Here is a 13,209-nt window from a genome sequence, read left to right as displayed (position 1 = left end):
GCCGCGCCCCGTGCAGGCATCAAGCCTTCAGCGCATTCGCCAGCAATTTGTGCAATTTCGAATGCAGCGTATCATTGGCAGCGAGGACCTGCTTCGCATGAATGGGCTGCGAACGGCCGCGGAAATCGGAGACGAACCCGCCCGCTTCGCGCACGATCAGGCAGCCGGCGGCGGTGTCCCAATCGTTGAGATCGCTTTCCCAAAAGCCGTCGAACCGGCCCGCAGCCAGCCACGCGAGATCGAGCGAGGCGGCGCCGTACCGGCGAATCCCCGCGACCTGCGGACCGATGGCCGCGAATATCTTCGACCATTCGGTGAAATTGCCATGGCCCTGGAAAGGAATGCCGGTGGCGATCAGCGCTTCGGACAGGCCGCGGCGCGCGGACACGCGCAGGCGTCCGTCATGCAGCCAAGCCCCGCGACTTTTCTCGGCCCAGAAAGTCTCGTCGGTGACCGGGTTGTAGATCACCGCAGCGCTGACATCGTCCCAGCCCCCGCCGCCAAGCTTGGGTTCCTGCACCGCGATGCTGATCGCGAAATGCGGGATGCCGTGGAGGAAGTTGCTGGTGCCGTCGAGCGGATCGACGATCCAGCGCGGCTTGTTCTCGTCGCCTTCGATGATGCCTGCCTCTTCCATCACGAAGCCCCAATCGGGCCGTGCGGCTAGCAGTTCGTCATAGATCGTGCGTTCGGCGATACGGTCGGCCTTGGAGACGAAATCGGCCGGCCCCTTGCGGCTGACCTGGAGGTGCTCGACCTCGCCGAAATCGCGCCGCAGACGGCCGCCCGCCTTGCGCGCGGCCTTCTCCATTACGCGGATGACACCCGATAAAACGGCCATGGAAACTCTCTTATTCGGTCAGGACGCGGATCGAACGCGCCTGCAGGTGGATATCGCCCCACTCGCAGGCCATGTCGAACTTCGTGCCCTCGATATTAAAGGACTGGATGGCGAAACGACGCTTGGTTTCGCCTGCATTTTCGGCGCGGTCGAGCCCCAGCTTGGAAATCCCGGCGAACTTGAGAAGGCCGGGGTGGAAGCAACAGTCTTCGTCGGCGCCCGGCGCCTCGTAGTCGGGATGCGCTTCATCGAGGCAGAAATCCATTTCCAGCGTCAGCTCATCATCGTTGATGATGACCGCGCGCAGAACGCTGCGGGTGATGTCGATGTTCTCGAACCGGCTGGCGATGGATTTGCCCATGAGCTTACGCCTTGCCGACGTAGGACTGTTCGTAGACATCGACGATGATCCGCGTGCCGCTTTCGATATGCGGCGGGACCATGATGCGCACGCCATTGTCGAGCACGGCGGGCTTGTAGCTGGACGAGGCGGTCTGCCCCTTCACTACCGCATCGGCCTCGACGATTTCGGCTTCGATCTGGGCGGGCAGTTCGACCGAGATGGGCTTTTCTTCCCACAGCTCGAGCTTCACCTGCATACCGTCCTGCAGGAAGGCGCGTGCGTCACCGAGCAGGTCGCTCGGCAGGGTGATCTGTTCATAGGTGCTCTGGTCCATGAACACGAGCATGTCGCCATCCTCGTAAAGGAATTGATACTCGGCCGTATCGAGGCGCACCTTTTCGACCGTGTCCGCGCTGCGGAAGCGGACATTGGTCTTGCGGCCGTCCTGCAGGTTCTTCATTTCGACCTGCATATACGCGCCGCCCTTGCCCGGCTGCGTGTGCTGGATCTTGGCGACTTTCCAGATGCCGGTTTCGTATTCGATGATGTTGCCCGGACGAATGTCCACGCCGCTGATCTTCATGGGGAAGCTACCTTCGACTTGTAAAAGAGCAGGCCGCCCATCGGGCGGTTGTGTGCGGCGCGCCTTAGCCGAGCGAGGCCGCGCGGGCAAGCGAGTGGAAAACTGCGGTTGGCGTTGCTATATGCATAGTCGGACGGATGATATGAAACAGCTTACCAAACTCACCCTGCTCGCCGCGCTGGCGTGCCTCGCCCACGGACCTGCCATGGCGCAGGGACGGCTGTTGCTGCTCGACCAGGGCGAATATGTCTGCGCATTGCCCGGCGATGCGAGCGGCGCTGCGTGGGTCGAACAGGAGGGCCGCGATTTCGCGATCACCGGCGGGTCGAGCTATCGTACCGTGCGCGGTGCCGGCACCTATCTGATGGAAGGCAAGAAGATCACCTTCACCCGCGGCCCGATGCGCGGCACCAAGATGATGCGGCTCGGCTCAGGCCTGCTGCAAGAAGTCGGCCGTGACGGCAAGCTGGGCCGCCTGCGCTGCCACCGCGTCGGCCCGATTCAGGACTGACTAGTCGGGGTTGAACAAAGGATAGGGATTGACCGCATTGGCGGGCTCCCACCATTCGGCATCCGCAGTCGTCTGCAGGATTGCGAAATGCAGGTGCGGGGCCTCGGCAGAGGCATTGCCCGAACTTCCCACCGTGCCCAGCCGCTGACCGCGGCGTACGCGCTGGCCTTCGCGCAATCCCTCGGCATAGGCATCGAGATGGGCGTAGTAATAGATCGTCTCGCCATCGGTCGAGCGGACGTAGATCGTATTCCCCCCGGCTTTCGAGCGGAACAGCTTCTCGATCGTGCCGGGCGCGGACGACAGCACGCTGGTGCCCTTTGGTGCCATGATGTCGAGCGCTTCGTGCAGGCGCGTACCGCCGCCGCGCGAATCACTATAGGTATCGGTGAGATCGGCGGGGCGGATATTCTGCACCGGGATCAGCAATTGCCGCGATTGCGCCGCGCTGGGCGCCGCCGCCAATTGCGCATCGAGCGCGCCGACCGCCAGCACTTCACTATCCGTACCCGTGCCATCCGATGACGCGTCGCTTGCGCTCGGGCTTGGGCTCGGCGCGGCTTCTGCGGGCCGCGTCGCTTCACGCTGGCCGGTGCTGGTCGCATTCTCGATCAGACTTCCACCCGCAACGATCCAGATTGCGCTGGTGATGGTGGCCGTGATGACAATGGTCAGGATGCGGTCGACGATGTTCATGCGGAGACCCTAACCGCTCAGGCTTCGAAAAGCACCTGTGTCGATTGCGACACCATCCCGGCAAGGCGCGCCGCGTCCCAATTGGTCAGCCGGACGCAGCCGCTGCTCTGCGCGCGCCCGATGGTTTCCGGGTCGGGGGTGCCATGGATGCCGTAATGTTCCTTGCTGAGATCGATCCAGACGATTCCGACCGGCGAATTCGGCCCCGGTGCCAGCGTATAGGTTTCGCCGTCTCCATTGCCGAGCACTTCGGGATCGTAGCTGTAGGGCGGGTTGTACGCTTCGCCGACGATGTCCCATTCGCCCAGCGGGAGCGGGAATTCGCTCGACCCCGAGCTGACGGTGAACAGCGCGACCAGTTTTTCGCCCTGATAGGCTTTGAGCGTCTTGCCCGCCTTGCTGACAACGATGCGGTCGACCGATGGCTGTTCCGATCCGACACCGAGCGAGGCGAGCGTGCGCTGCCAGTCACTATCCTCGACCGAGCGCGGCGCGATCCGGTCGGCGCCGATATTGGGCACGCGGATCAGCTGGCCCGCGGCGAAAAGACCTGCGGTAGGCGCGTCACTGGATGAGCCGGTCCCGCTAGCGCGCGGCGTGGGCGATGCGGTGGGAGTGGTACTGGCGCTCGCACTGCGCGAATTCGTGGACTCGGTCCCGCCCATCCCCGCAGGCTTGCCGCCGGGATTGAGCTGTTCGAGCACCTCCACCGTCGTATGGAAACGTTCCGCCAGCCGCTCGTCGAGCGAGGTATAGCCGAGCCGCTCCAACTTGGCCTTCTCCGCGACATCCTCGGGCATATCGGTATAGCTTGTCTCGCCCCAGCCTGCCGGGATCGACACCACTCGCGTGGCGGGGATGCGGTCCCATTCGGAAAGCGCGCCCTTGGTCGCTTCGTCGAGCTTCCCGGTGACGGTGAGGTCATTCGCTTCCTGGAACCCGCGCAGCGCGTTTTCGGTGCTCATACCCATTTTGCCATCGATCACGCCGGGACCAAAGCCCACGCGATCGAGCACCACCTGCGCCTGCATGATCGGTCGGTCTTCGGGATCAGGAATGTCGGTCGTTTGCGCCTGGTCGCCCGATGCGTCGTCGTTCGATGCCATCGTATCGGCGTGATTGTCCGCACCATAGGTCTCGTAGCCGTGGTCTTCCCCGCTCTCGGCGCTGGCGACGCTATCGGCGTCCTGCTCGTCTTCGGCCCCCTGCGTGCTGCAGGCAGCTAGTGCGAGCGAGGAAACGGCGGCGAGGATAAGGGTGCGCATGAGGGGGCTCTCCTGAAATACGGGACGCGACCGCCCCTTCAGCATAGCCAACTCACGCCGCGACGATTTGCTCCGAAAAGGCTTTCACCGCAGCCACTTCATCGCCGTTCCAGACAGCCCCGGACACGGCAAGGAAATCGGCCCCGGCCTCGACCAGCGGCCGGCAGTTGGCGGGCGTGATCCCGCCGATCGCGACGCAGGGGATCTCGAACAGATTGCTCCACCATTCGAGGATTTCCAGCTCGGCCCGGTGTTCGCTCGCCTTAGTCGTGCTGTCGAAAAACGAACCGAAAGCGACGTAATCCGCGCCGGCTTCGCCCGCTTCCATCGCGAAATGCTTCGACGCCTGGCAAGTCACGCCGATCTGCGCCTCGCGGCCCAGTTCCTCGCGGGCATCGCGCGGTTCGCCATCGCCCTGCCCCAGATGCACGCCATCGGCACCAAGCCGCTTCGCCAGCGCAACATCGTCATTGACGATGAAAGCGACGTCATGCGCCGCGCAGATCGCCTGCAGCGGCTCGGCCAAACGCGCCGCCTCATGTTGGTCGAGCCCCTTAACGCGGAACTGGAAGGCGGTAACGACCCCGGGCCCCGCCGTGATCGCGCGCTCGAGCCGCTGGGGAAAGTCGCCCGACACGTCGAGCGGCGAGATAAGATACAATTGGCAATCGGTCATCGGGCCGCCCTAATGCGCTCGGCGGGTTTCGTCACCTGTTCAGGCAGGTGAAAGCGGCGGCGCGTTCTATCGCCTGCATGAAAGCCCTTCTCGCCTCCCTGTTTCTCGCCCCGCTCGCCGCCTGCGCGGTGATACCCGACACCCCGCGCGCGAATGGCGATGCGGCCTCGCAAGGCAGCGCCGTCGCCATCGGCCAACCAGTATGGACGGGCGATGCGATCCTGACGCCGCTGGCGGTGACCGAGGACAGCCGGTGCCCGATCAACGCGCGCTGCGTCTGGGCGGGCAAGCTGACCGTCTCGACCCGCATCGCGGCCACCCACTGGGCGCAGACCACCCCGCTGACGCTGGGCGAACCCTATGAGGTGATGGGCCGGACCTATGTGCTGGTGTCGGGCACGCCCGGGCAAACCACCGACCGGGAAATCCCGACCGGCGAATACCGCTTTACGTTCGAAAAGCGCTGAGCCTCAGGCCACGCTGGCTGCCTGGATCTTGTCCATTGCGGCGGACAACGTCGCGTCGAATTCGGCATCGTCCTGCGTGGCGCGCAAATCCTGCAGCAGACCGCGGCTGAAGCTGGCGATCATGCCGGGGTTCTTCGCCAGTTCACGGCAGGCGTCGTCGGTCGAATAGCCACCCGAAAGCGCGACCACGCGCAGCACCTTGGGGTGATTGGTCAGCCCGCCATAAAGCCCCGCTTCCTTGGGGATCGACAGCTTGAGCATGACCTGCTGGCCTTCGGGCAATGCCACGAGGCCTTCCTCAATGGCTTCGAGCATGATCTTTTCACCATCCGCACGGTCGGCGGCGGTAATATCGTATTCGGGTTCGAGCATCGGAACGAGACCGCAGGACAGGATCCGCGCGCCTTCCGCGAACTGCTGGCGGACGGCTTCCTTGATGCCGACGGGGTTGGCCGACTTGATGACCGAACGCATCTTGGTGCCGAACACACCGAGGTCGCGCGCCCGGTTGCACATCGCTTCAAGGCCGGGGTTGGGTTTCATCAGCTGCGCGCCGTCGCGCTCGTCCTCAAGCCCCTTGTCGACCTTGAGGAAGGGCACGATGCCGCGCTCCTTGAGACGCGCGGGCACGCTCTTGCCGCCGCTGTTTCCGTCCATGGTCTTTTCGAACAGGATCGCGCCGATCACCTTGCCATTGCCGAAACAGGGGCTCTCGATGATCCGCTGACGCATTTCGTGGATCAGGCCAAACATCTCGTCTTCGCTGGTCCAGGCACCGTCTTCGACGCCGTAGCCCTTGAGCGCCTTGGGGGTCGAACCGCCCGACTGGTCGAGCGCTGCAATAAAGCCCTGGCCGTCAGCAATACGCGCCTTCATCTCTTCGAAAGTCATCTGGAAACCCCGTCACTTGGAAAATGGACCTGCAATCGTATGCGCGCCGCATACAAAAGCGCCCGTAAGCCTGCAACTACGCGGTGCAACTAATCGTCCGGCCGCAGGCAGGCCGCGCGAAGTGCTGCGCGACACGTCATTGAACCCCACGGCGTAACTATCTCGCCGCCCATGCGTATCCCAAGCAGACCGAAGGAGAATGCATGCTCGACCAAACGCAAGAAACGCTGTGCGACGACAATCAGACCGATTTCTCGGACCTCAAGGCGCTGACCATCAATTGCACGCTCAAACCCTCGCCCGAGGGGTCGCATACCGACAAGCTGCTGGGCGTGACCGAGGCGATCCTGGTGCGAAACAAAGTCTCGCTCGAACAGGTGCGACTGGTCGACCACGCGATCGCGCCCGGCGTCTATCCCGACATGACCGAACATGGCGCAGCGCAAGACGACTGGCCCGCGATCTGGGACAAGGTAGCTGCCGCCGATATCCTCGTGATCGGCACGCCGATCTGGCTGGGCGAAAAAAGCTCGGTCTGCCAGCGGCTGATCGAACGCCTCTATGCGCATTCGGGGCAGACCAACAACAAGGGGCAATACACTTTCTACGGCAAGGTCGGCGGCTGCATCGTCACCGGCAATGAAGACGGCATCAAGCATGTCGGCATGGGCGTGCTCTATTCGCTTCAACATGTGGGTTACACCATCCCGCCGCAGGCCGATGCCGGATGGATCGGCGAAGCGGGCCCGGGTCCCAGCTATGGCGATGCCAAGGAAGATGGCGAAGGCTATGAAGGGTTCGACAACGATTTCACCCGCCGCAACACGACTTTCATGACCTGGAACCTGATGCACATGGCGCGCATGCTTAAGGATGCGGGCGGCATCCCGGCGTGGGGCAATTCGGTCGATTTGTGGAAGGAAGGCCGCCGCTTCGACGCGCCCAATCCCGAATATCGCTAGCGTGCGAAATCCTCGAGGAAGCGCTGCGCGATCGGGCTTTCGGCGACCTCGGCCTTGACCAGCGAATTGCCCCACCAGATCGCCTCGGTATTGGCGAGCACGATCAGCGTAAGTCGCTTTCCGGGCACTTTGACGTAGAGCGCAGATCCCTTCTGCTCGTTCCAACCCGAGTGCCAGAGCAGGCGCTGGCCGTTCCAGTCCTCGAGGAACCACCCGCGCCGGTAATCGCCCAATGGGCCGATGTCGGTGTCGACCAGTTCGCGGATCAACTCTGGCGGAATCAGCACGCCGGTATCGAAGGCGATATCGAACCGCGCCATCTGTAGCGGACTGGCGATGATCCCCGCCGCCGCGCGGAAATCGTCATCGGGCAGGACCTGTTTGACCAGACGGCCATCGACCGGGTGGAAAGGCGGCGCGAGAAACCGCAGCGCATCGCCGCCTTCGGGGTCTCGCCAGCCGAGCGCTACGTCGCGCATTCCTGCCGGCTCGGCGACGCGGTCCCGCACGATGGCGCGCAGATCGCGCCCACCTGCACCGCGGATCGCGCGATCGATCCGCGCATAGGCGATGGGGTTATAAACGAAGACGTCGCCATTGGCGCGCATGTCGAGCATTTGCGAGAGCGTCAGCGGCTTGGCACAATCCATTGCTGGCATCGTATTGCCATGCCGGTCCTCGCCGCCGCTGCCGAAGGGGATCGGGGACTGCGACAGCCAGTCGCAGGTATCGGCAAAGCCTTCGTCCGCACTCATCGGCAGTTCGAGCGACAGCCCGCCCGCCAGTGCCTCGGCGATGATCGCCGTGGCGGCAATGGGCTTGGTAGTGGAAGCGATCTTGTAGGTCGTATCCGCGCTGGTCGCGACCTCGCCTTCGTCATCGGCCCAGCCGTAATAGCCTTCCCACGCGATTTGCCCGTCACGGACGATCACCGCGCTCAGGGCCGGGACGCTGTTCTCTTCGCGGAACTCGGCCAGGAAGCGGTCGAAACTGACGAACTCATCCACCGGATCGCCCTCTTGCGCCAACGTGACAGAGGGCAGCAGAAGCAGAGCGAGCAGGCAGAGAAAACGCACAGACCTATCTCCTGGTGATCTTCCGGATAATTCCGTTGAAGCTGAGCACCGGCTTGCCGTCGGCGCGGATCATGCCGACGACATAGATCGTCTTGCCGCCCGCGCGGACGACTTCGCCGCGCGCCTCGATCAGCTGGCCGACGCTGGCCGGATCGAGAAAATCGCCCGCGAGATGCATCGTAACGCCATGCGATCCGGCGAGTTCGTCGGTTGCGATGGTGAAGATCGCGCTGTCGGCGAAGGTCATCATGCAGCCGCCGTGCATGAAACCCGCGCCGTTCATGTGGCGCTCCTCGGCGCGGAAAGCAGCGACCATGCTGCCGTCGTCGTCGCGCCGTTCGTAGAAGGGGCCTGCGCGCTGTTCGAACGCATCGCTTTGCCAGGTCGACCAGCCGGCCCAGTCGCCCTCGGTGACGGGCACGAGCCCGCCGCTCGCGCCTACTGCTTCGTTCTCGCTCATGCGGTGAGCGCCGCCACGCCGGGAAGCGGCTTGCCTTCCATCCATTCGAGGAAGGCGCCGCCCGCGGTCGAGACGAAGGTGAAGTCATCCTTCACCCCGGCATGAGCGAGCGCGGCGACCGTATCGCCCCCGCCCGCGACCGAGATCAGCGAACCGTCCTGCGTCAGCGCAGCCGCGGTTCGCGCCAGTGCGACCGTGGCAGTATCGAAAGGCTCGGTCTCGAATGCGCCCATCGGTCCGTTCCACACCAGCGTGCGGCAGGTCTTCAGTACGTCGGCGAGCGCCTCGGTGGCTAGCGGACCAACGTCGAGGATCATCTCGTCATCCGCGACTTCGTGAACGTTGCAGGTACGCAGGGACGCAGGGTTGGCGGCAAATTCCTTCGCCACCACGACATCATAGGGCAGGTGAACCGTGCAGCCCGCATGCGCCGCTTCGTCGATGATGCGATTGGCGGTGTCGGTGAGATCGTGTTCGCACAGCGACTTGCCCACGTCCACGCCCTTAGCGGCGAGGAAGGTGTTGGCCATCCCGCCGCCGATGATCAGGTGCTGCACCTTGCCGACCAGATTGGTCAGCACGTCGAGCTTGGTCGAAACCTTGGCCCCGCCAACCACCGCGGCGACCGGCGCCTCGGGTGTGCCGAGCGCGGCATCGAGCGCCTTCAGTTCGGCTTCCATCGCACGGCCTGCATAGGCCGGGAGATGATGCGCCAGCCCCTCGGTGCTCGCATGCGCACGGTGCGCAGCCGAAAACGCATCGTTGACGTAGAAGTCGCCATGGGCGGCCATGCCCCGCGCGAATTCGGGATCGTTGGCTTCCTCGCCCGGCCAGAAGCGGACATTGTCGAGCAGACCGATATCGCCATTCGCAAGGATCCCGATCGACTGTTCGACCACCGGACCCATGACCTCGGGGATGAACATGATCTCGCGGTCCAACACCTTCTCAACATCGCCCTGCACGAAGCTGGTGCTCATGGTCGAGTAGCGCTTGCCCTTGGGACGCCCGTAATGCGCGAGCAGCAAGACCTTGGCACCCTTGTCCGCGAGTTCGAGGATGGTCGGCTTGACCGCCTCGACCCGCGAGACATCGGTGGCCGAACCGTCCTTCATCGGCAGGTTGAGATCGACGCGTACCAGCGCGACCTTGCCGGTGATGTCCCCCAGATCATCCAGGGTCTTGAAGCTGCTCATGGTCAGGGCGTCCTTTGGAGGAACTTGGCTTTAGAGGAACTTCGCCATCACACCGGCGGTGTCGAGCATGCGGTTCGAGAAGCCCCATTCATTGTCGTACCAGCTGACGACGCGGGCAAGCTTGCCTTCCATCACGCTGGTTTCGAGGCTGTCGATGGTCGAGCTCGCCGGATAGTGGTTGAAATCGCTGCTGACGAGCGGCTGGTCGGTGTAATCGAGCACGCCCTTCATCTTGCCTTCAGCGGCTTCCTTAAGCGCGCCGTTCAGTTCCTCGACGCTGGTGTCGCGGCCGGGGGTGAAGACGAGATCGACGAGGCTGACATTAGGCGTCGGCACGCGGACCGAGCTGCCGTCGAGCTTGCCAGCCAGTTCGGGCAGCACGAGGCCCACCGCGCGCGCAGCACCGGTGGTGGTCGGGATCATGTTCTGCGCGCCGCCGCGGGCCCGGCGCATGTCGCTGTGCATCTGGTCGAGCATGCGCTGGTCGTTGGTGTAGCTGTGGATCGTGGTCATGAAACCACGCTCGATGCCGACGGTGTCGTGCAGCACCTTGGCCATCGCCGAGAGGCAGTTGGTGGTGCAGCTCGCGTTCGAGACGATCACGTCTTCGGCGGTCAGCGTTTCGTGGTTCACGCCATAAACGATCGTGGCCGAGACATTCTTAGCCGGGGCCGAGATCAGCACGCGCTTGGCGCCCGCCTTAAGATGCGGTTCGGCGGCTTCATGGCTCTGGAAGAAGCCGGTGCATTCGAGGACGATGTCGACGCCCTGGTCGCCATGCGGCAAGTCGCCCGGATCGCGCTCGCTGGTGACCGCGATGCTCTTGCCGTTGACGATGATCGCCTTGTCGCCGACTTCGACAGTGCCAGGGAAGCGGCCATGCGTGCTGTCATACTGAAACAGCAGCGCATTCGACTTGGTGTCGGCCAGGTCGTTGATGCTGACGAGTTCGAGATCATGGTCGTCGCGCTCGAGAATGGCGCGCGCCACGAGGCGGCCGATACGTCCGAAACCGTTGATTGCAACCTTGGTCGTCATTGCAAAAACTCCTGCTTAACCGTTCAATTTGTTCATGATTTGCGGAACGATAGCGTCCGCAGTGAGACCGAATTTCTCGAAGAGATCGCCTGCCGGTGCGCTGGCGCCGAACCGGTCGATGCCGAACCGCATCCCGTTGGTCATGGTGTAGCGGTCCCAGCCGAATGTCGTTCCCGCCTCGATGCTTACGCGCAGCGTTTCGTCAGGGGATACATCGGGCAGCAAGTCGGCGCGATAGGCTTCGTCCTGCTCGTCGAACAGCTGGGTGCAGACCATCGACACAACGTCCGCGCCGATACCCGCCTTTTCCAGCTCGGCAGCGCATTCGGTCGCCAGGCTGACTTCGGATCCGGTAGCGATCAGGATGACGCGCCGCGGAGATTCCGCTTCCTTCAGACGATACGCCCCGCGCCCGCTGAGGTTCTCCGAAGCCTTCTCGGTGCGCAGCTGCGGCAGACCCTGGCGGGTCAGTGCAAGAACCGTCGGGCGGTCCTTCTCGCGCAGCGCGATGTCCCAGCATTCGGCAGTTTCGACCGTGTCTGCAGGGCGCATGACCAGCAGGTTCGGGATCATCCGAAGCGACTGGATATGCTCGATCGGCTGGTGCGTCGGACCGTCTTCGCCAAGCCCGATGCTGTCGTGCGTCATGACATAGACCACGCGGGCCTGCTGCAGCGCGGAGAGGCGGATCGCGGCGCGGCAATAGTCGGTGAACACCAGGAATGTCCCGCCATAGGGGATCACGCCGCCGTGCAGCGCCATGCCGTTCATTGCGGCGGCCATGCCGAATTCGCGGATGCCATAATAGATATAGCGTCCCCTACGGTCATCGGCGGTGAACGGGCCGATACCGCCCGCCTTGGTATTGTTCGATCCGGTCAGATCGGCGCTGCCGCCAATCGTGTCTGGGAGGTTGGCGTTGATTTCGCCCAGCGCCATTTCGCTGGCCTTGCGGGTCGCGACCTTCTGCGGTTCGTCGATCAGCGACTGGATATAGTTGTCGAGATTGAAGCCCTCGGGCAGATCGCCCGACATCCGGCGTTCGAATTCGGCCTTGTCGCCATGCGCCTCGAGCCGGTTGCGCCATTTGGCGCGCGCCGCCGAACCACGCTCGGCCGTCCCGCGCCAATCGGACAGCACCTGTTCGGGAATTTCGAACGGCGCCGCCTCCCAGCCCAGCGCCTCGCGCACTGCAGCGATTTCATCGTCCCCCAGCGGTGCGCCGTGGGTGGCACTGGTGCCCTGCTTGTTGGGCGAACCCTTGCCGATAACCGTCTTGCACGCGACCAGCGAGGGCCGCTCGTCGGCCAGCGCTTCATCGAGCGCGCGGCGGATATCGTCGAAATCGTGCCCGTCGCAGCTGACGACATGCCAGCCGGTCGCTTCGTAGCGCGCCTTGATGTCTTCGCTGGTCGACAGGTCGGTGGTCCCGTCGATGGTGATGTTGTTGTCGTCCCACAACACGTTCATGCGGCCGAGCTTGAGATGGCCGGCAAGACCGATCGCTTCGTGGTTGATGCCTTCCATCAGGCAGCCGTCACCCGCGATCACCCAGGTACGGTGGTCGACGATATCATCGCCGAAGCCCGCATTAAGATGCCGCTCGGCAATCGCCATGCCTACCGCCATCGCCAGACCCTGCCCCAGCGGGCCGGTGGTGCTTTCGACGCCGTCGAGCAGAAAGTTCTCCGGGTGGCCAGCGCAGGGGCTGCCGAGCTGGCGGAAGTTGCGGATGTCGTCCATTGTCGGGGCGGCATAGCCCGACAGGTGGAGCAGGCTGTAGATCAGCATCGAGCCATGGCCCGCGCTGAGTACGAAGCGGTCGCGATCCGCCCAGTCGGGCGATGCGGGATCGTGCTTGAGATAGTCGCTCCACAGCACAGTCGCGACATCGGCCATGCCCATCGGCATGCCGGGGTGCCCCGAATTCGCTGCCTGCACCGCATCCATCGAAAGTGCCCTGATGGCATTGGCCATCTGGACCATGCGAGCGGTGGCAAGACTCATGGGATTCATTCTCCGGAAACTGGGTCGATTCGACGCGCGCGAAGCCTTCGCGGAGCGCACGCGCGAGGTCAACCCGCCCACCGCGCCATGCACAGCCGGCAATTGCCTCAGTCCACTTATCAACAGAATAGGCCAAGCCTTTGACCGGACGCGGCAATCTTGATATTTCCTGCGGTGTCATGACTTCGCAACGTATT

The 13,209-nt window shown here is 63.7% G+C and carries 15 protein-coding genes; 3 read left to right on the top strand and 12 right to left on the bottom strand.

All coding sequences use genetic code 11. The features are described from left to right. Nucleotides 1-19: 19 nt before the first annotated feature. Genes N6L26_RS03575 through efp form a run of 3 tightly spaced genes read right to left on the bottom strand, consistent with a single transcriptional unit; the run spans nt 20 to nt 1,767 of the window. Nucleotides 20-841, bottom strand: coding sequence for an inositol monophosphatase family protein (locus N6L26_RS03575; protein ID WP_263606678.1), 822 nt, complete (start codon nt 839-841; stop codon nt 20-22). A gap of 10 nt (nt 842-851) precedes the next feature. After that, on the bottom strand, nt 852-1,202 hold the full coding sequence (locus N6L26_RS03570; protein ID WP_263606677.1) for a hypothetical protein: 351 nt from the start codon (nt 1,200-1,202) through the stop codon (nt 852-854). 4 nt (nt 1,203-1,206) lie between these two features. After that, nucleotides 1,207-1,767, bottom strand: a complete 561-nt coding sequence (gene efp / locus N6L26_RS03565) for an elongation factor P (protein WP_253516300.1) — start codon at nt 1,765-1,767, stop codon at nt 1,207-1,209. Between the two features lie 142 nt (nt 1,768-1,909). On the opposite strand from efp, the gene N6L26_RS03560 reads away from it, so the two are divergent. Next, entirely contained in the window at nt 1,910-2,278 is a 369-nt protein-coding gene (locus tag N6L26_RS03560; protein ID WP_263606676.1) for an elongation factor P, read from the top strand. On the opposite strand, the gene N6L26_RS03555 is transcribed toward N6L26_RS03560, so the two are convergent. The 3 genes from N6L26_RS03555 to thiE are packed head-to-tail and all read right to left on the bottom strand — an operon-like array spanning nt 2,279 to nt 4,915. After that, entirely contained in the window at nt 2,279-2,974 is a 696-nt protein-coding gene (locus tag N6L26_RS03555; RefSeq protein WP_263606675.1) for a M23 family metallopeptidase, read from the bottom strand. It abuts the gene before it with no gap. A 17-nt stretch (nt 2,975-2,991) separates the two neighbouring features. Further along, nucleotides 2,992-4,239, bottom strand: coding sequence for a L,D-transpeptidase family protein (locus tag N6L26_RS03550; RefSeq protein ID WP_263606674.1), 1,248 nt, complete (start codon nt 4,237-4,239; stop codon nt 2,992-2,994). 52 nt (nt 4,240-4,291) lie between these two features. Beyond that, nucleotides 4,292-4,915: a thiamine phosphate synthase gene (gene thiE, locus N6L26_RS03545; RefSeq protein ID WP_263606673.1), complete on the bottom strand. Its 624-nt coding sequence runs from the start codon at nt 4,913-4,915 to the stop codon at nt 4,292-4,294. A gap of 77 nt (nt 4,916-4,992) precedes the next feature. On the opposite strand from thiE, the gene N6L26_RS03540 reads away from it, so the two are divergent. Further along, complete coding sequence (locus N6L26_RS03540) at nt 4,993-5,382, top strand: hypothetical protein (RefSeq protein WP_263606672.1); 390 nt, start codon at nt 4,993-4,995, stop codon at nt 5,380-5,382. 3 nt (nt 5,383-5,385) lie between these two features. Here the strand turns inward: N6L26_RS03540 and N6L26_RS03535 are convergent, their stop codons facing one another. Continuing rightward, nucleotides 5,386-6,273 carry a fructose bisphosphate aldolase gene (locus tag N6L26_RS03535; protein WP_263606671.1) on the bottom strand — a complete coding sequence of 296 codons (888 nt, stop codon included), beginning with the start codon at nt 6,271-6,273 and terminating at the stop codon, nt 5,386-5,388. Nucleotides 6,274-6,476: 203 nt separating this feature from the next. On the opposite strand from N6L26_RS03535, the gene N6L26_RS03530 reads away from it, so the two are divergent. After that, nucleotides 6,477-7,235, top strand: coding sequence for a flavodoxin family protein (locus N6L26_RS03530; protein ID WP_263606670.1), 759 nt, complete (start codon nt 6,477-6,479; stop codon nt 7,233-7,235). On the opposite strand, the gene N6L26_RS03525 is transcribed toward N6L26_RS03530, so the two are convergent. From N6L26_RS03525 to tkt, 5 genes are read right to left on the bottom strand one after another with little or no spacing between them, the layout of a single operon-like run. Further along, nucleotides 7,232-8,311: a serine hydrolase domain-containing protein gene (locus N6L26_RS03525; RefSeq protein WP_263606669.1), complete on the bottom strand. Its 1,080-nt coding sequence runs from the start codon at nt 8,309-8,311 to the stop codon at nt 7,232-7,234. The two genes, N6L26_RS03530 and N6L26_RS03525, sit on opposite strands and share 4 nt — an antisense overlap. Before the next feature lie 4 nt (nt 8,312-8,315). Further along, a complete protein-coding gene (locus N6L26_RS03520) occupies nt 8,316-8,771 on the bottom strand; it encodes a PaaI family thioesterase (RefSeq protein ID WP_263606668.1) in 456 nt (151 codons plus the stop codon). After that, on the bottom strand, nt 8,768-9,967 hold the full coding sequence (locus tag N6L26_RS03515) for a phosphoglycerate kinase (protein WP_263606667.1): 1,200 nt from the start codon (nt 9,965-9,967) through the stop codon (nt 8,768-8,770). Before N6L26_RS03515 ends, N6L26_RS03520 begins: the two co-directional genes overlap by 4 nt. 30 nt (nt 9,968-9,997) lie before the next feature. Beyond that, nucleotides 9,998-11,005, bottom strand: a complete 1,008-nt coding sequence (gap, locus tag N6L26_RS03510; protein WP_263606666.1) for a type I glyceraldehyde-3-phosphate dehydrogenase — start codon at nt 11,003-11,005, stop codon at nt 9,998-10,000. Nucleotides 11,006-11,020: 15 nt separating this feature from the next. Then, the gene (gene tkt, locus N6L26_RS03505; RefSeq protein ID WP_263606665.1) at nt 11,021-13,012 is read right to left on the bottom strand and encodes a transketolase; all 1,992 of its coding nucleotides are present in this window, start codon (nt 13,010-13,012) and stop codon (nt 11,021-11,023) included. Nucleotides 13,013-13,209 lie beyond the last annotated feature (197 nt).

The sequence above is a fragment of the Qipengyuania sp. SS22 genome (genome assembly GCF_025736935.1).
Taxonomy (GTDB): domain Bacteria; phylum Pseudomonadota; class Alphaproteobacteria; order Sphingomonadales; family Sphingomonadaceae; genus Qipengyuania.
Note: the sequence above shows the minus strand (reverse complement) of the source record. Positions and strands in the feature narration are given on the sequence as shown.